The organism is Bacillota bacterium (assembly GCA_036504675.1).
Classification (GTDB): Bacteria; Bacillota; Sulfobacillia; order JAJYWN01; family JAJZPE01; genus DASXUT01.
Map to the genome: position 1 here is coordinate 1 of DASXUT010000163.1, position 17,432 is coordinate 17,432.

A 17,432-nucleotide genomic window follows, 5' to 3' on the forward strand; every position below is an offset into this window, starting at 1 on the left:
ACTTCAAGAAGCAGTCCCGCGTGGTCCTACGCAACTGCGGCCTGATCGACCCGGAGGTCATCGAGGAATATATCGCCCAGGGTGGCTATCAGGCCTTGGGCAAGGCTCTGACGACGATGACCCCGGAGGACGTCATTGCCACGGTCAAGATGGCCAAACTGCGGGGCCGGGGCGGCGCGGGCTTCCCCACCGCTCTCAAGTGGGAGTTCGCCCGCAAGGCCCCCGGAGCCGAGAAGTACATCGTCTGCAACGCCGACGAGGGCGAGCCCGGCACCTTCAAGGACCGGCTCATCCTCGAAGGAGACCCGCACAGCATCCTGGAGGGGATGGCCGTCGCCGCCTATGCCGTAGGGGCCTCCTACGGCTACATCTATGTCCGCGGCGAGTACACCCTGTCCATCCGGCGCCTCCAGACGGCCATCGAGAAGGCCCGGGGCCTCGGTCTTCTGGGGAAGAACATCTTCAACTCCGGCTTCAATTTCGACGTCGAGATCCGGCTGGGGGCCGGCGCCTACGTCTGCGGGGAAGAGACCGCCCTCTTCGAATCGATCGAAGGCGGGCGAGGGGAGCCCCGGGTCAAGCCGCCCTACCCGACCGACGTCGGGCTGTTCGGCCGGCCGACGGTCATCAACAACGTCGAGACCCTGGCCAATGTGGCCCCGATCATCACCCGCGGCTGGGAATGGTTCCGCGGCCTCGGGACCGAGCGGACCCCGGGCACCAAGGTCTTCACCCTCACCGGCGACGTCGTCAACGAGGGTCTCATCGAGGTGCCGATGGGCATCACCATGCGCGAGGTCATCTTCGACATCGGCGGCGGCATCAAGGACGGCCACTCGTTCAAGATGGCCCAAACCGGCGGCACCTCCGGCGGATGCCTCCCCAAGGAGCTGCTGGACGTGCCGATGGACTATGACAACCTGGCCGCGGCCGGTTCAGCCCTGGGCTCGGGGGCCATCCTGGTGATGGACGATACCCACTGCATCGTCGACGTGGCCAAGGTCTTCGCCCACTTCTTTGTCCACGAGTCATGCGGCAAGTGCGCCCCCTGCCGAGAGGGGACTTTCCGGATCCACCAACTGGTCGAGAAGATCACCCGCGGCGAGGCTGATGAACGAACCATCGACCTGATCGGCGCCCTGGCCGAGATGATGTACAAGGCGCCGCTCTGCCCGCTGGGGCAAGCGGCCCCGCTGCCCATCATGTCAACCCTCAAGTGGTTCCGGAGCGAATACGATGCCCACATCAACGAGAAGCGCTGCCCGACCGGGACATGCCGGACCCTTACGGCCAGAGTCTCGGTCGCGGACTAGCCCCGGGAAAGGGAGGGTGACAAGGTGGAAACGGTGACCTTGACCATCGATGGCCAGAGGATAGAGGTCCCCAAGGGGACGACCATCCTCAAAGCGGCCAGACTGGCCGGCATCGAAATACCGACCCTATGCGACCATCCCGACCAGGCGGTCAAAGCCGTCTGTCGGGTGTGCATCGTCGAGATCCAGGGGCAGCGGACCTTCCAGGCCGCCTGCGCCTATCCGGTGGCCGAGGGGATGGTTGTCAAGACCAACACCCCGGCCATCCGCGAGGCCCGCAAGTTGATCGTCGAGCTGATCCTTTCCCGGCACCCGCAGGACTGCCTCAAATGCGAGAAGAACCTGCATTGCGAGCTTCAGCGGTTGGCCGAGGGCCTCGGCATCCGGGAGGTCCGCTTCGACCGGGTCCAGAAGGAATTCCCCGAGGACCATTCGACCCCGTCGATCGTCCGTGATCCGTCGAAGTGCATCCTCTGCCGGCGCTGCGTCTACACCTGCCATGAGGTCCAGGGGGTGGGCGTCCTCTACCCGATCAACCGGGGCAAGGACACCATCATCGCCCCGGCCATGGACGGCGACCTCGCCGAACTGGCCTGCGTCCTGTGCGGGCAGTGTACCCTGGTCTGCCCGACGGGGGCGATCACCGAGCGGGACGACACGGCCAAGGTCTGGGCGGCCATCGCCGATCCGAAGAAGCACGTGGTCGTCCAGACGGCCCCGGCGACCCGGGCCACCCTCGGCGAGGAGATGGGGCTCCCGGCCGGCACCCTGGTCACCGGGAAGCTCGTGGCGGCCTTGCGGCGCCTGGGCTTCGACCGGGTCTTCGACACCGACTTCACCGCCGACCTGACCATCCTCGAAGAGGGCACGGAACTCATCGAGCGGATCAAGACCGGCGGCAAGCTGCCCCTCCTGACCTCCTGCAGCCCGGGGTGGATCAAGTACATCGAGCACTTCTACCCCGAGCTCCTGCCCCATCTGTCGACCTGCAAATCGCCCCAGCAGATGTTCGGGGCCCTGGCCAAGTCGTACTACGCCGAGAAAGCCGGGATCAGCCCAAAGGACATCTTCGTGGTCTCGATCATGCCCTGCACGGCGAAGAAGTTCGAGTGCCAGCGGCCGGAGATGAAGGACAGCGGTTACCAGGACGTCGACGTCGTCCTGACCTCCCGCGAGCTTGGCCGGATGATGCGCGAGGCCGGCATCGCTTTCGAGAACCTCCCCGAAGAGGAGTACGATCTGCCCCTCGGCATCTCCACCGGAGCGGCCGCCATTTTCGGGGCCACCGGTGGGGTGATGGAGGCCGCCCTGCGCACCGCCTACGAGATCCTGACCGGTAAGTCCCTCGAGAACATCGAACTCGTCGCCGTCCGCGGGATGGAGTCGATCAAAGAAGCGACCATCCCCGTCGGTGACCTCAAGGTCAAGGTGGCCGTTGCCCACGGCCTGGCCAACGCCGGAAAGCTCATGGAGAAGCTGGCCAAGGGGGAGGCCGACTACCACTTCATCGAGGTCATGTGCTGCCCTGGCGGGTGCATCGGCGGCGGCGGCCAACCCATCGGGACCGACAACGCCATCCGGAAACTGCGGATGGACGCCATCTACCGCGAGGACCAGAGGATGCCCCTGCGCAAGTCGCACGAGAACCCGGTGCTCAAGCAGCTCTATGAGGAGTACCTCGGTCACCCCCTGGGCGAGAAGTCGCACCACCTCCTGCATACCGAGTACACCAAGCGCTCCAGGTATTGAGCCCAGAACCCGGGACACGCTCAGACGCTGAGTAGGAGCGGGGCCATGCCGCCACTGGGCATGGCCCCGTTCACCTGGGGGGAGGATGTAAGGCAAGGAGTGAGGCGGATGACCGGAGCGAACCGGCAGGAACATGATCTCTTGGGGACCTGCGAGGTCCCCGCCGACGCCTACTACGGGGTCCACGCCTGCAGGGCGGCGGCCAACTTCCCGATCTCGGGACAGACCCCGCATCCCCAACTGCTGAGGGCCATGGGCCTGGTCAAGAAGGCCTGCGCCCTGGCCAACACGGAACTGGGCCACCTGAGCCAGGAACGCGGCCGGGTCATCGCCCAGGCAGCCGAGGAACTGGCCGAGGGTCGGTGGGGCGATCAGATCGTCGTCGACGCCTACCAGGGTGGGGCCGGGACCTCGACGAATATGAACGTCAACGAGGTCATCGCCAATCGGGCCATCGAACTCCTGGGCGGCCGTAAGGGAGACTATTCCCTGGTCCACCCCCTCGATCACGTCAACCTGCACCAGTCGACCAACGATGTCTATCCGACGGCCCTCCGCGTGGCCGCCATCGCCCTGCTCCTCCCCCTCAGCCAAGCCCTGGCCCGCCTGCAAGAGGCCCTTCAGGAAAAGGAAGCAGAGTTTGCCGGGGTGATCAAGCTCGGCCGGACCGAGATGCAGGACGCCGTGCCGATCACCCTGGGACAGGAGTTCAGCGCCTGGGCCCAGGCGGTGGCCCGGGACCGTTGGCGTCTGTACAAGGTGGAAGAACGGCTGCGCCAGGTCAACCTGGGGGGGACGGCGGTCGGCACGGGCCTAAACGCCGACCGCCGCTACTCCTACCTCGCCGCCGAGAAGCTGAGGGCGGTCGCCCGCCAGGGGTTGTCAAGGGCCGAAAATCCGATCGACCTGACCCAGAACGCCGATGTCTTCGTCGAGGTCTCCGGGCTGATCAAGGCGGGGGCGGTCAACCTGGCCAAGATCGCCTCCGACCTGATCCTCCTGTCCTCCGGACCCCGGGGCGGCCTGGCCGAGATCAACCTGCCCGAGTTGCAGGCGGGGTCGTCGATCATGCCGGGCAAGGTCAACCCGGTCGTCCCGGAAATGGTCAAACAGGTATCTTACCAGGTCATCGGCTTCGACGTGGCAATCACCCTCGCGGCTCAGGGGGGGCAACTGGAACTCAACGCCTTCCTGCCGCTGATTGCCCACGACCTGCTCTGGGGGATCCAGCTCCTCACCCGGGCGGCGGACATCTTCACCGAGCGCTGCGTCAAAGGGGTCACGGCCAGCCGCGAGCGCTGTCGGGGCTGGCTCGAAGATAGCTACGGACTGGTGACGGCGATCATCGGGCACGTCGGCTACGACCTGGCCTCGGACATCGCTCGAGAGGCCCGCGACACCGGACGCCCGGTCCGACAGGTCATCCTGGACCGCGGCCTCTTCACCCCGGACCGGCTGGCGCTGGTCCTCGACCCCGAGCAGATGACCAGGCCGGGCATTCCCGGTGCGGTGACAAGAACCCGGGACGTCGGAAGCGACGGTCGGGGGCCCGGACGCCAAGACTGACCGGCCGGACCTGCGCCGGCCCTTTGGAGGATTGAACGTGGAAGCCACTCCCCGCGGCGAACGTCTGCACGTCGCCATCTTCGGTCGGCGCAACGCCGGCAAGTCAACCCTCATAAATGCTCTCTCCAACCAGGACGTGGCCATCGTCTCCCCCGTCCCCGGGACAACCACCGATCCGGTCTACCGGTCGATGGAAATCCTGCCGATCGGCCCGGTGGTCCTGATCGACACCGCCGGTATCGATGACGTCGGAGACCTGGGCCAGATGAGGATCAGGAGCACCCTGCGGGTTCTCAATCGGACCGACCTGGCCCTTCTGGTCATCGACGCGACGGCCGGCCCCGGGGAATACGAGCAGAATCTGCTCAAACGCCTGAAAGACCGGGACCTACCGGCCATTGCCGTAATCAACAAGGTCGACCTGGTCCGAAAGCCGGAGGACTGGACCGCTTGGGGCACCGCGCTTGGCGTACCGGTGGTGCCGGTGAGCGGCGAGAGCGGCGAGGGCATCGAGGCCTTGAAACAGAAGATCATCGAGGTGGCTCCGAGCGACTGGTCGGCGCCGGCCATCGTCGGGGACCTGATCGACCCGGGCGACCTGGTCTTCCTGGTCGTCCCGATCGACCTTGCCGCGCCCAAGGGCCGATTGATCTTGCCGCAGGTGCAGACCCTTCGCGACATCCTCGACCACGATGCCTACGCCGTCATGGTCAAGGAGTATGAGCTCCGAGAGGCCCTCGCCAACCAGGTCCGCCGGCCGCGCCTGGTGATCACCGACTCCCAGGCCTTCCTCAAGGTGGACGCCGATACGCCCTCGGAGGTAAGGCTGACCTCCTTCTCCATCCTCTTTGCCCGCTACAAGGGGGACCTCGAGGCGTTGGTGGCTGGGGCGAAGGCCGTCGACTCTCTCCGCCCCGGGGATCGGGTCCTTATCGCGGAAGCCTGCACTCATCACCGGCAGGCCGACGACATCGGGAGAGTCAAGATTCCGCGCTGGCTACGCCAGAGGGTCGGCGGGGACCTTCAGTTCAGTTGGGTCTCCGGGATGAAGTACCCCGATGATCTGGAGACCTACAAGCTGGTGGTCCACTGCGGAGGGTGCATGATCAACCGCCGTGAGATGCTGGCAAGAATAGGTCAGGCCCGGGAGAAGGGCGTCCCGATTGTCAATTATGGGGTCCTCATCGCCTACTTGCTCGGACTGCTGCCTCGGGCCCTCGAACCATTCCCGGCAGCCAGGCAACTAATCATCGGCCTCTGAAGGGGCTCGCCGACTGACGGGACCCCCCTCCAAAAGTAGAGGGGGGTCCCCTTTCTTCTTCACAGAAGGGCCGAAACGTGGTAGAATAAAAGTGGAACTAACACCGGGACGCATCGGTGTTAAGGAGTACTTAAATATGGCCCTCGTTTGTGAACGCCGGCACTATCGGGGGCGGTTCTGCGGGGCCTTGTCAGACCCAAATGCCGACCCCGCGTAGGTCTCCCGACCGGTCCCCCCGGACCACGATGAAAGGAGCGAGGTGAAGGACAATGAACGAGAGGCTCAAACCGTGGATGGTAGCGACTGCTCTCGCAGGGTGCTTCCCCGTCGGTCTCCATCTGCTGTGGAGCGGGGCCCAGTTCAGCCTGGCCGGCAAGATCGTCCTGACGACCGTGACGGCCGCCCTCTCCCCGGTGCTCGTTCTCCTGGCCGTGCCCGTGGTCCTGGCCGGGGGAGTACGGCTCCTGACCAGGCTTGGTTGAGAAACGGCCGGCCTGAGGCACAGAGAAGGCGGACAATGGCCCGGACCCCGGATCAGACCAAGGGTCGCCCGGATGTGGGCAATGAAGAAGGGAGGCGCGTTGTGTTGCGCCTCCCTTCGCGTTGGCATGCTCGCACTGTTGCTGGAAGTCGAGATGGACTGCCTCGCCGACGCGCTTCTGTCGGCCACCGGCGCGGGCTACGTGCCGACGCTCGAATCGCGGGCAAGAAGCGTCTCAGAACCAGGGGCGGGGACGAAGCGGCCGTTCAGACGGCCCGGCTCTGCATAGCCTCGATACAGTTCCGGCAAACCCTCTTGCCCCGGAAGTTCTCGACGTTCTGGGCGTTGCCGCAGAAGATGCAGGCCGGCTCATACTTGCGAAGGATGATCTTGTCGGAGTCGACGTAGATCTCCAGAGCGTCCTTCTCTTCAATGTCCAGGGTGCGGCGGAGTTCAATGGGAATCACGACGCGTCCCAGTTCATCGACTTTACGAACAATACCCGTAGACTTCATCATGACCGGCGTCCCTCCGTTTAAACTTTCTACACGTTTCGACACTACCTGTATAGACTATACCAATAATGCCAGAAAAAGTCAACCATAATTGTTTGACTAGGCCGGTCAACATCTCTTCATGTTGGCCGCCCGAGGTGACCTCAGAACGGCCAAGTAGCGCTGGATTGGCTATCGCCAACGGAGGTTCGTTTCTGTCTGACCGGGCCGGCCGGAGTCGCCTGCTTCCCGGAGTGGGAGGTACGGAGGCCTGGTTCGACACAAGTCGACATTCCCGCCCGTTTGGGTGTCAGGGGCCCCAGCCGCCGCCGCCGCCGCCGCCGTGTGCCTTGACAGGACGGCCCGGCTGCCATATATTGAGGTTAATACACCGAGCCAGAGAAACGGGTCAAAGACGGTGAAGGGGAAGAGTAACCCCGCCTCGAGGGCGTAGAGAGCCGGGCCAGGTGAAAGCCGGCCCCAAAGGGCGGAGCGAAGATGGCCCCAGAGTCGTCCGCTGAACCGGCCCAGGCGGGCCCAAGTAGGCTGAACCGGCAGGCCGCCGTTAACCGGCCGGGGTCTCCGCCCAAGTGGCGGGTACCCGCGGAGGCGCGGGCCGTGAGGCCCGGGCGTTTATGGGTGGTACCGCGAAGGATATTCCCTCGCCCCAAAGGTGGGCGAGGGTTTTTCATTTTCCCGTCCGAACTGACGGGTCACCCGCTCCGGCAGGCGTTCTTGACAAGGGGGGACTGCAGATTGAGCGGCAGAGCGAAGGGCGAAGGCGAGCGTGAAACCTTCTACATCACCACCCCGATTTACTACACCAACGACAACCTGCACATCGGTCACACCTACACGACCGTGGCCGCCGACGCCATTGCCAGATTCCACCGCCTGCGCGGCGTCGACACTTACTTCCTGACCGGGACCGACGAGCACGGCCAGAAAGTCCAGCGACGGGCCGAAGCTGATGGCAAGGACCCGCAGACGTTCGTCGATGAGATCGTCGAACACATCAAGGCCCTGTGGGCCAAGATGGGCATCTCCTACGACGGGTTCATCCGGACCACGGACCCCGTCCACGAGCGGGTCGTCCAGCAGATCTTCGAGAAGATCCTGGCCAAGGGGGACATCTACAAGGCCGAATACGAGGGCTGGTACTGCACCGGCTGCGAGGCCTTCTTCACCGAGACCCAGTACAAGGACCTTGGGGGCCGATGCCCCGACCACGACGCCCCCTTCGAGCGGCTTCGGGAGGAGAGCTACTTCTTCCGCCTTGGCAAGTACGCCGACCGGCTGTTGAGGCACATCGAGACCCATCCCGAGTTCATCCAGCCGGTCTCCCGGCGTAACGAGATCGTCAGCTTCATCAAGCAAGGGCTGGAGGACCTGTGCGTGTCCCGGACCACCTTCACCTGGGGCATCCCGGTCCCCTCCAACCCTAGGCACGTCATCTACGTCTGGTTCGACGCCCTGGCCAACTACATCACGGCCATCGGCTACCTCTCCGACGAGAGGAAGTTCCGCCGCTATTGGCCGGCCGATGTGCACCTAATCGGCAAGGAGATCGTCCGGTTCCACTGCATCATTTGGCCGATCATGCTGATGGCCTTGGACCTGCCCTTGCCGGACAAGATCTTCGGCCATGGTTGGCTCCAACTGGAGAGCGGCAAGATGTCCAAGTCGCGGGGGAACGTCATCGACCCGCTGGTCCTCATTGACAAGTACGGGGTCGACGCGGTCCGCTACTATCTCCTGAGGGAGATCCCCTTCGGGGCCGACGGCTACTACACCGAGGACGCCCTCATCCTGAGGACCAACGTCGACCTGGCCAATGACCTGGGCAACCTGCTCAGCCGGACGACGGCCATGATCAACCAGGCCTTCGGCGGGCGCATCCCGGAGCCCGGACCGTACGAAGCCCTCGACCGGGAGCTGCCGACCCTGGCCGGCCAGGTCCTCGACGAGGTCGAAAGGTACTTCGACGACCTGGAAATCAGCTCGGCCCTGGCCTCCTTGTGGAGACTGATCGATCGCTCCAACAAGTACATCGACGAGACCAGCCCGTGGGCCTTGGCCCGGGAAGAGAAGACCCGGCCGCGGGCGGGTACGGTCCTTTATAACCTGGCAGAGACCCTCAGGATCCTCGGCATCGCTTTGCGGCCGTTCCTGCTCGAGGCACCCAGGGAGATCTGGAAGCAACTCGGGGTGGGCGGCGACATCAACGAGTCGACCTGGCAGGACGCCAAGACCTGGGGCCGGCTGCAGCCCGGGCTGACGGTCAGGCGGGGGACGCCGCTCTTCCCCCGGATCGAGGTGGCCAAGGAGGGCGAAGGCCCGGCCAGAGTCCAGGGCAAGCCCGCGGCCCAGGCGGAGCCCGTCTCGGCCCAGGTGGCAACGACACCCCCGTCCCCCGGCGAGGCCGGTCCTTCCACCGACGTCGGTCCGGCCCAGATTTCCATCGACGATTTCCGGCGGCTGGACCTCCGCGTGGCCACCATCCTGACGGCCGAGCGGATCAAGGGGGCCGACAAGCTCCTCCGCCTCGATGTTCAGATCGGCGAGGAAAAGCGACAGCTCGTCGCCGGTATTGCCAAGCACTACGAACCGGAGGCGCTGATCGGCAAGAGCATCGTCGTCGTGGCCAACCTGGCCCCGGCCAAGATCCGTGGCCTGGAATCACGGGGCATGCTGCTGGCTGCCTCCACCGACGACGGCGCCCAGCTCGGCCTGGTCACCCCGGAGCGCCCAGTACCCCCGGGGAGCAGGGTCAAATGAAGGCGAACAAACCGGGGGCAGCGGCCGGCGCTCTCCCACCGGTCGTCGAGACTCATTGCCATCTCGATTTGAAGGATTACGCGCCAGACCGGGCGGAGGTCATCAGCCGTGCTCGGGCGGCCGGGGTGGCCGCGTTGGTCAACGTCGGGTTCAACCTGGCCAGCTCCCTCGCGTCGGTGGACCTCGCCGAGGCCAACCCGGACATCTGGGCGGCGGTGGGCATTCACCCCCACGACGCGACCGAGGCCACTGCGGGGACCCTGGCGAGGCTAGGCGACTTGGCCCGCAAGCCGAAGGTCGCGGCCATCGGGGAAATCGGTCTCGATTACTACCGTGACCTCTCCCCCCGGCCCGCCCAGCGGGAGGCCTTCCGCCGGCAGCTCCGCCTGGCCCGTGAGCTAAGGAAACCGGTGATCATCCACGACCGCGACGCCCACGACGAGGTCCTGCGGATCCTGGAGGAGGAAGCCGCCGGGTTGACCGTCGTCCTGCATTGTTTTTCCGGGGACGCGGCGATGGCCCGGGCCTGCCTCTCGGCCGGCTACTTCATGGCCGTCGGCGGGGCGGTGACCTTCGCCAATGGCCTAAAGACGCAGGAGGTAGCGAAGGTCCTCCCGCTCAATCGGCTTCTTCTGGAGACCGACTCACCCTACCTCTCCCCGGAGCCCTTCCGCGGCAAGCGGAATGAGCCGGCCAGGGTAGCGGCGGTCGCCCAGAAGGTGGCCGAAGTCCGCGGGGAGTCACTGGCCGTGATCCGGGCCGAGACCACCCGGACGGCGGTCAAGGCCCTCGGTCTTACGCTGGGCTGATTCTAGAATCCGACCGGCCGTCGGCGCGAGCGGCGCAAGACCTGGGGAGGGAACCGGGCCTCCCGCGCCGAATCCAAAACGGGCTGGGAGGATCGCCACCATGCGCCGACAACCTGGTCGATACGAACAGTTCGTGCTCTCGCTCCGCTGGGTCCTCGTCGGGTTTGGCGCGGCCGTCCTTCTCTGGCGCCGCCCCGACTGGTGGTCGGCCCTCCTGATTCTGCTCCTCGTGGCTTACACCGCGATCCTGCAACACACCTACCGACGGCCGTCCTATTCCGACAAGACGGGATACTACGTCGTCGCCGCCGACCTGGTTCTCATCAGCGCCCTGGTCTTCACCCAGGGCGGAGCGAGCTCCGACCTGTACAACCTGTACTACCTGTCGATCGTCCAGGCCGCCGTCCTCCTCGGGTGGCGGGAGAGCGTCGCCGCCAGCATCACCGGAGCCCTCCTCTATGCTCTGGCCTCGGTCATGGGCGGGCCGGATTGGCTGCCGGTCATCCTCCGTGGCGGCTTCTTCGTCCTGATCGGGGCGCTCACCGGCTATCTGGCCGACGCCGTCAAGCGCGAGCGGCTCGAACGCGAGGCCAGCATTCAGTTGCTCGAGGAACTCCGAGTGGCCCACGAGAACCTGCGGGCCTATGCCGAGGAAATCGGACGATTGGCGGTCACCGATGGGCTGACCAAGCTGTACAACCACACCTACTTCCAGCAACGGCTGGACGAGGAGATCAAGCGGGCCGAACGCTACGGATTCGCCCTCAGCCTGCTGATGATCGACATCGATCACTTCAAGGACTACAACGATACCCACGGGCACATGGCCGGCAACGGCCTCCTCAAGGAACTGGCCGCCCTGTTGAAGGCGGCCGTTCGAGAGGTCGACATCGTCGCCCGGTACGGGGGAGAGGAATTCGCCATCATCCTTCCCGAAACCGACGGCCCGGCGGCCCTGGGGGTCGCCGACCGAATCAGGGGGCAGGTCGAGGAGCATCCTTTCGTCGGGGAGGCTCAGTTGAAAGCGGGCCGGGTGACGGTCTCCATCGGGGTGGCCGCTTTCCCGGCGATCGCGGCCAACCGTACCGAGTTGATCGAACGGGCCGACCAAGCGTTGTATGCGGCCAAGCGGGGCGGCCGCAACGGGGCCATCCTCTACCCGGAGATCCTGCCCGGGCGGCCCGGCCAGCGGCCCATGCCGGCCGGCGAGGGACGCAAGGGTCAGCCCGGTAAGTGAGACGCGCGTGGGGCCCCCGGGGCCGGGGATCGCTCAGGAGGGATTTGTCAAGCATCCAAGACGGCTTTTCGAACTTGACCAAGAATCGGGCCAAGCCCAAGAGGCGGTGAATCCAGCCATGCCAGCCCTGTTTAGCTCAAGCGAACGACTGGCCAAGGTGGCCGAAAGACTGACCCGATCAGCCGATCGAATGGTCGCCCACATCAGGCGGCAGCCGATGATCGCCGCCAGCGTCATCCTCGCCCTGGCCCTGGTCCTGACCCTGAGCTCGGTGGCCCTGGCGACGAAGACGGTCGAAGTCACGGCGGACGGTCATACGGTGGTCATCCGCACCCGGCTGAAGACCGTCGGACAGGCCCTCGCGGCCGCCGGGGTAGAGCTGAACCTTGGGGACAAGGTCACCCCCGGAGCCGGCGACCCACTGGCCAAACGGACTTCGGTGGCCGTGCAGCGAGCCTTCCCGGTGACCCTCAAGTTCGACGGGAGGACGGCGACCGCCCTGGTGACGACCAAGACGGCCATGGAGGCCCTCGGGGAGGCGGGAATCTCCGTGGGAGCCAATGACCACCTCCGAGTGACCATGGACCAGCAGGTGGTCAAGGCGGAGGCCCTGGCCCCCGGGGCGACGATCGAAGTCATCCGCCGGGCCTCGGCGGTGGTCACGGAGAAGCGGGTCATCACGGCGGAAACCGTTTACCGCGATGACGAGGGCATCCCGATGGGCCTGACCAAGGTGGTTCAGGACGGGCGGAACGGCATGGCCGAAGTGACGGTGGAAGTCGTCACCGAGAACGGTCACCGCGTGGCCCAAAAGGAACTGAGTCGCGAGGTCATCCAGGAGCCACAGATGCGGGTGGTCCTCAAGGGGACCTCCGGCAAGGTGACCCGGGGAGACCGGGAGATCGCCTTCAAGAAGGCCTTCAGCATGGTCGCCACGGCCTACTACCCGGGCCCCGACAGCACCGGCCCATACGCCAACGGGTACACCTCCACCGGGATGAAGGCAACCTACGGGGTGGTCGCCGTCGACCCCAGGGTCATCCCGCTCCGGTCCCTGCTCTACATCGACGGTTATGGCTACGCCATCGCCGGCGATGTCGGCGGGGCCATCAAGGGCAACAAGATCGATCTCTGCTACGACACCAAGCAGGAGGCCCTCGATTGGGGAAAACGTACGGTGACGGTCTTCCTCATCAAGTAGACCAGACCCGAACACACTACAAGCCGGTCGCGGAACGGGTGCCCCCCGTTCCGTTCTTGTCGGCGGGTGGCTTGGGTCCGCTCGCGGGGTCGTCTGGACCGAAGCCGGACTGGGCAGGCTAGACAGGGGGTGCGGCGGCGTTGAATAACCGGGAGGAGACTGTTCCCGGGCTCCCCTCGCCGGGGGAGCTCCTCGATCGGCTCAGGCAGAGCGGTTTCACCTTTAACCACCGACTGGGCCAGAACTTCCTCTACGATCGCGGGACTCTCGGGGCAATTGCCCGCGAGGCCGGGGTCGGTCCGGGAGACCATGTCCTCGAGATCGGCGCCGGGGCCGGCACCCTCACCGTCGAACTGGCTCGCCTCGGGGCCTCGGTGGCGAGCGTGGAGATAGACCGCCGGCTCTTGGCCGTCCTCAGGGAAGCCCTGGCTGGCTGCTCGGGGATCACCCTGATTGCCGGGGACTTCCTCAAGGTCGACGTCGACCAGATCTTCGCCGACCTGGAGCAGAAAAGTGGGCCGTCGGCCGGTCACCGACGGGTGGTCGGCAACCTGCCCTACTACATCACCAGCCCCGTCCTCATGAAGTTGGTCGAGGCAGCGCCGACGGCCCGCCGCCCGTGGGAAACGGCCACCGTGACCGTGCAGAAAGAGGTGGCCGAGAGGCTGGCCGCGCCACCCGGTGGAAAGGACTACGGGGCCCTGACCCTGGCCGTGACCTACTATGCCGAGGTTCGTGCGGGCCGGGTCATTCCGCCGGGGGCCTTCCGGCCGGCCCCCGGGGTCGCCTCGCAGGTCGTAACCTTGGTGCGGCGGCCGTCTCCGCCGATCCAGGCCGACCGGGAGGTCCTCTTCCGGCTGGTCCGGGCCGGTTTTGGTCAGCGCCGCAAGACTCTGGCCAACGCCCTCTCGTCCATCGGAGGCGGCCGGCCGGGGTTGGTCGCCGACTGGCCGGGGCTTCTCCGCGGCGCCGGGATCGATCCCAAGCGGCGGGCCGAGACCCTGTCATTGGCCGATTTCGGCCGCTTGGCCCAGGCGGTCGAGCCGTTGGCCGGCGACCTTTGGCCACCGATCGGGGAGGCAGAGGGGCCCCGCTGAAGGCCCGAGGCCATCGACCACCCCGGTGCGAGCGACTTAAAAGTCCGACGGGCCCTATGCTATAATGAGCTCAAGGTGAAAACGATGCAGTTCATAAGCCCGACCAAAGGGCCGATGTCTTTCGAGGCGATGTTCAACGACATTATCGAGTTCGTCAGCCAGGAGCCCAAGGCCGAGCACCGGCTGATTGTGGGCACGGACTCGCAAACCCGCGATGACCTTCTCTTCGTGACCGCGGTCATCGTCCATCGCCTTGGCCTGGGTGCCCGTTACTACTACAATCGAAGACGCCACAAACGCCTGGCCACCCTGAGGCAAAAGATCTACTTCGAAACCTCTCTCAGTCTTGGTTTGGGCAGCAAGATCGCTGAGCGCCTGGCGAAAAACGGGCACGCCAACCTCAATGTCGAAATCCATCTGGACGTCGGGACCACCGGTGAGACCAAGGACCTCATCCGAGAGATCGTCGGGATGGTCACCGGCAGCGGCTTTGACGCCAAAATCAAGCCGAACTCCTACGGTGCCTCAAAAGTGGCCGATAAACACACCAAGTAATTGCGTAAGCCAGCGCTTTGCATGACCAACATCGAAAGGGAACCGGGCTGGCGGAGAGCCAGCCCGGATTTTTGTTTCTGACCTGATATAAAGGCCACAAACAGCGCTAATTTCTTTAATAAACCCCTTGCCGAGAGAGCAGTCATTGCCTATAATAAAAGTGCAAGTTTAAGCAAATATATACATTATAAAGTATAAGTTATAGAATATGTTAGAAGAGTGGCGCCATACGACCTGAGGGGTACCGCCCGGGGTCCGACCCCGGCGGGTCTCTCCTGGATCTGACGGACGCCCATATATAAGGCCGAGAATTGTGAAGAATGGTGCAAAGCCAGACCGGCAGAATAAGGAAGACACGAAAAGGAGGGGTTAGGAATGAATGGCAACGAGGCAGGCGGCCGTCAGGGCCACGGCAAGCTATACCGCATCGCGGGCTATGCCGCCATCGCCGTCGCAGCAAGCACCGCCGTTTGGATCCTCCTAGCCGGTCTGTGTTTTCTGACCCGGGTCGGTCAAGACCCCACGGCGGCCGGTTTCGCCCGGGCCTTCCCGTTCATCAACGGGTGGGGGCGTTTCAATCTGATCGGCTTGGTGCTCTTGCAGGTACCCGTGGTCATGGCGCTGACCCTCCTCACGGCCGGGCGGCAAAGGCTCCTGTCGGTCCTCGGGGCGACCTTCGGAGGGCTGTACATCCTGACCGGGCTGTTTGCCGCTCTCTTCAAGACGGTGGTCTTCAGTGACATCGCCGGACGCTTACTGACCGTCAGCGGGGCCGAACAGGGGGTAGCCATCCGCAACCTGGCCATCTGGGCCCAGGGGCACCCCTACTCGGTGACCTACGGGCTGGATGTCCCGGTCAACCTGTTGTTCGCCCTGATGGCCCTGGCTTTCGCCGCAGCCATGGCCGGGTCCTCCCCGGCTTCGACGGCGGTCAGATGGCTTCTAGGTGGTGGAGCGATCATTGGCCTGGTCGTTACCTCCACCCAGCTGGTTGGATGGACTGCCCTGCAAGGCCTGATGATGATCGCCGCGGCCACCACCATCGGGGCTTACCTCTTGCTCGGCCCGCTGTTCCTGGCCCAGGCCTTCGGGCGACCGGCCGGGCCGGAGCCGGCCGTGCCGGTTCACGACTAGGCCCGTTCCCGTCACCCGACCCACAGAGATAAGCTTTCGCATCATCGGGAGGAGAGACAATGCAAGAGAACGTGACTCGTCCGGCGAAGCCGCTCTTTGCCCGGGCGGTCGACTGGCTCGACCAGCGCTACCGCGTCCGGTCGGTTTGGAAGAGCATCGCCGAGCATGAAGTGCCGGCGCACGTCAACTGGATGTACTGCCTCGGCGGAATCACCTTCTTCCTCTTTGGGGTGCAGGCCATCACCGGGATCATCATGGCCTTCTACTACAAGCCCAATCCCGACCAGGCCTACCAGAGCGTCCAGTTCATCGTCTACCAGCTTCCCTTGGGCTGGCTCGTCCGGACGGCGCACCGCTGGGCGGCCGACGGCATGGTCCTGATGGTCATCTTGCACATGCTGCGCGTCTTCTTCACCGGCTCCTACAAGCGTCCCCGCCAGCTCAACTGGGTGGTCGGGGTCTTCCTCTTTGTCATCACCTTCACCTTCGCCATCACCGGCTTCCTCCTGCCGTGGGACCAGCAGGCTTACTGGGGCACGTCCCAGCTGCTCGGCGTAGTCCAGTCGACTCCCGTGGTGGGCCCGATCCTGGCGGCCGTCCTGCGGGGTGGGGCGGCGGTCGGGGCGGCCACCCTTCGGCGGTTCTTCGCCTTACACGTGATGGCCCTTCCCGTGGTGATCCTGGTCTTTCTGGCCGTCCATTTCGTGGTCATCCGTCGCCAGGGCATCTCGGGGCCGCTATGAACCGGTCGCTCCGACTGGAACCCAAGACCCGTCATCAGTTGGGAACGAGGTGAGACCCATGGAAAACCGTCCACCGGAGGGGAACGCGCCCGGCCCGCACAAGGGCGGCCATCCGTTCTTCCCTGACCACTTCTTCAAGGAACTCCTGGTCATCGTCATTGTTGGCATCCTGCTCATCATCATCGCCGCTCTGCGACCGGCTTCGGGATTCATCGGTCACCCTGACCCAGCCGCCGGGGCGGTGCCCGTTCAGCCCCAGTGGTACTTATACTACCTCTATGTCGGGGCGAAAGCCCTCTCCCCGACGGCCATCACCACCATTGCCTTGTCTCTTCTGGCCCTCTTTGTCGCCGTCCCCTTCATCGACCGCAACCCCAACCGGAAGCCGTCGAGGCGGCCCATCGCCCTGGCCGTCACCGTCTTCGCCGTGCTGGCCGCAATCTATCTGGCCGGCAACGGGGTCAAGACGACCATGGCCGCGGGCAGTGTCAACATTGAGGGGATGAAGGGCATTCACTGCTCTTCATGCCATTCCTACCTCAAAGGGGTCAAGACCTTCGAGCCCACTCGCGAGGCCTGCCTCAAGTGCCACGCCGACCAAGGCCCGGCTAAGGGGACCTTCTCAGCCACCGCCCCGATGAACTTCTCCTGTCAGAGCTGCCACAAGCCGCATGTGGGGAAGGATCCGGTCTCCTGCCAGAGTTGCCACGCCGATCAGACCAAGAACGGTCTTCACAGTCAACCGGCGCACCAGACCTGCCAAGCCTGCCACAAGCCGCATACCTGGACGGTGCCGGCCGACGCCACGATCCGCACCACTTGCCTCAGCTGCCACGCCGACCGGCAGGAGCACCTGCCCAACCTGGCCTGCACGTCCTGTCACAAGTTTTCCAATAAGTAGTCGGCAAAGGACTGACAAAGCCCCCCTCCGCCCGAAGCAAATCGTGAAGCAGCCCATTAGACCGCCGGCCATCCGCCGGCGGTCTTGTCTTGGTGTCGGAAGGGTTTAAGATC

The 17,432-nt window shown here is 64.9% G+C and carries 15 protein-coding genes; 14 read left to right on the forward strand and 1 reads right to left on the reverse strand.

Features of this window, described 5'->3' with window-relative positions:
- From nuoF to VGL40_12910, 5 genes are all read left to right on the forward strand, one after another.
- The coding region (gene nuoF / locus VGL40_12890) for an NADH-quinone oxidoreductase subunit NuoF (protein ID HEY3316159.1) at nucleotides 1–1,313 on the forward strand (1,313 nt) is incomplete at its 5' end.
- 24 nt (nucleotides 1,314–1,337) lie between these two features.
- Entirely contained in the window at nucleotides 1,338–3,062 is a 1,725-nt protein-coding gene (locus VGL40_12895; protein ID HEY3316160.1) for an NADH-dependent [FeFe] hydrogenase, group A6, read from the forward strand.
- Between the two features lie 108 nt (nucleotides 3,063–3,170).
- On the forward strand, nucleotides 3,171–4,628 hold the full coding sequence (locus tag VGL40_12900; protein HEY3316161.1) for an aspartate ammonia-lyase: 1,458 nt from the start codon (nucleotides 3,171–3,173) through the stop codon (nucleotides 4,626–4,628).
- Nucleotides 4,629–4,665: 37 nt separating this feature from the next.
- A complete protein-coding gene (gene hydF / locus VGL40_12905; protein HEY3316162.1) occupies nucleotides 4,666–5,889 on the forward strand; it encodes a [FeFe] hydrogenase H-cluster maturation GTPase HydF in 1,224 nt (407 codons plus the stop codon).
- A gap of 293 nt (nucleotides 5,890–6,182) precedes the next feature.
- Nucleotides 6,183–6,371, forward strand: a complete 189-nt coding sequence (locus VGL40_12910; protein HEY3316163.1) for a hypothetical protein — start codon at nucleotides 6,183–6,185, stop codon at nucleotides 6,369–6,371.
- A 265-nt stretch (nucleotides 6,372–6,636) separates the two neighbouring features.
- Here VGL40_12910 and VGL40_12915 read toward each other — a convergent pair whose 3' ends face one another.
- Nucleotides 6,637–6,885: an AbrB/MazE/SpoVT family DNA-binding domain-containing protein gene (locus tag VGL40_12915; protein ID HEY3316164.1), complete on the reverse strand. Its 249-nt coding sequence runs from the start codon at nucleotides 6,883–6,885 to the stop codon at nucleotides 6,637–6,639.
- A gap of 735 nt (nucleotides 6,886–7,620) precedes the next feature.
- On the opposite strand from VGL40_12915, the gene metG reads away from it, so the two are divergent.
- The 9 genes from metG (at nucleotide 7,621) to VGL40_12960 (ending at nucleotide 17,319) form a co-directional block, all read left to right on the forward strand.
- On the forward strand, nucleotides 7,621–9,642 hold the full coding sequence (gene metG / locus VGL40_12920; GenBank protein HEY3316165.1) for a methionine--tRNA ligase: 2,022 nt from the start codon (nucleotides 7,621–7,623) through the stop codon (nucleotides 9,640–9,642).
- Complete coding sequence (locus tag VGL40_12925) at nucleotides 9,639–10,451, forward strand: TatD family hydrolase (GenBank protein HEY3316166.1); 813 nt, start codon at nucleotides 9,639–9,641, stop codon at nucleotides 10,449–10,451. The genes metG and VGL40_12925 overlap by 4 nt, the downstream gene beginning before the upstream one ends.
- 100 nt (nucleotides 10,452–10,551) lie before the next feature.
- On the forward strand, nucleotides 10,552–11,688 hold the full coding sequence (locus VGL40_12930) for a GGDEF domain-containing protein (protein HEY3316167.1): 1,137 nt from the start codon (nucleotides 10,552–10,554) through the stop codon (nucleotides 11,686–11,688).
- 118 nt (nucleotides 11,689–11,806) lie between these two features.
- Nucleotides 11,807–12,889 carry a 3D domain-containing protein gene (locus tag VGL40_12935; GenBank protein ID HEY3316168.1) on the forward strand — a complete coding sequence of 361 codons (1,083 nt, stop codon included), beginning with the start codon at nucleotides 11,807–11,809 and terminating at the stop codon, nucleotides 12,887–12,889.
- Between the two features lie 140 nt (nucleotides 12,890–13,029).
- Nucleotides 13,030–13,986, forward strand: coding sequence for a 16S rRNA (adenine(1518)-N(6)/adenine(1519)-N(6))-dimethyltransferase RsmA (gene rsmA / locus VGL40_12940; GenBank protein HEY3316169.1), 957 nt, complete (start codon nucleotides 13,030–13,032; stop codon nucleotides 13,984–13,986).
- Nucleotides 13,987–14,070: 84 nt separating this feature from the next.
- Nucleotides 14,071–14,541 carry a ribonuclease H-like YkuK family protein gene (locus VGL40_12945; GenBank protein ID HEY3316170.1) on the forward strand — a complete coding sequence of 157 codons (471 nt, stop codon included), beginning with the start codon at nucleotides 14,071–14,073 and terminating at the stop codon, nucleotides 14,539–14,541.
- A 375-nt stretch (nucleotides 14,542–14,916) separates the two neighbouring features.
- Nucleotides 14,917–15,675 carry a hypothetical protein gene (locus tag VGL40_12950; GenBank protein HEY3316171.1) on the forward strand — a complete coding sequence of 253 codons (759 nt, stop codon included), beginning with the start codon at nucleotides 14,917–14,919 and terminating at the stop codon, nucleotides 15,673–15,675.
- Between the two features lie 59 nt (nucleotides 15,676–15,734).
- Nucleotides 15,735–16,418, forward strand: a complete 684-nt coding sequence (locus VGL40_12955; GenBank protein ID HEY3316172.1) for a cytochrome b N-terminal domain-containing protein — start codon at nucleotides 15,735–15,737, stop codon at nucleotides 16,416–16,418.
- A gap of 58 nt (nucleotides 16,419–16,476) precedes the next feature.
- Entirely contained in the window at nucleotides 16,477–17,319 is an 843-nt protein-coding gene (locus VGL40_12960) for a hypothetical protein (protein HEY3316173.1), read from the forward strand.
- Nucleotides 17,320–17,432 lie beyond the last annotated feature (113 nt).

Excerpts from the sequence above, each read along its gene's own strand:
- VGL40_12900 (HEY3316161.1), top strand. The coding sequence starts at position 3,171 with ATGACCGGAGCGAACCGGCAGGAACATGATCTCTTGGGGACCTGCGAG.
- VGL40_12910 (HEY3316163.1), top strand. The coding sequence starts at position 6,183 with ATGGTAGCGACTGCTCTCGCAGGGTGCTTCCCCGTCGGTCTCCATCTG.
- VGL40_12915 (HEY3316164.1), bottom strand. The coding sequence starts at position 6,885 with ATGAAGTCTACGGGTATTGTTCGTAAAGTCGATGAACTGGGACGCGTC.
- VGL40_12925 (HEY3316166.1), top strand. The coding sequence starts at position 9,639 with ATGAAGGCGAACAAACCGGGGGCAGCGGCCGGCGCTCTCCCACCGGTC.
- VGL40_12930 (HEY3316167.1), top strand. The coding sequence starts at position 10,552 with ATGCGCCGACAACCTGGTCGATACGAACAGTTCGTGCTCTCGCTCCGC.
- VGL40_12935 (HEY3316168.1), top strand. The coding sequence starts at position 11,807 with ATGCCAGCCCTGTTTAGCTCAAGCGAACGACTGGCCAAGGTGGCCGAA.
- VGL40_12945 (HEY3316170.1), top strand. The coding sequence starts at position 14,071 with ATGCAGTTCATAAGCCCGACCAAAGGGCCGATGTCTTTCGAGGCGATG.
- VGL40_12950 (HEY3316171.1), top strand. The coding sequence starts at position 14,917 with ATGAATGGCAACGAGGCAGGCGGCCGTCAGGGCCACGGCAAGCTATAC.
- VGL40_12955 (HEY3316172.1), top strand. The coding sequence starts at position 15,735 with ATGCAAGAGAACGTGACTCGTCCGGCGAAGCCGCTCTTTGCCCGGGCG.
- VGL40_12960 (HEY3316173.1), top strand. The coding sequence starts at position 16,477 with ATGGAAAACCGTCCACCGGAGGGGAACGCGCCCGGCCCGCACAAGGGC.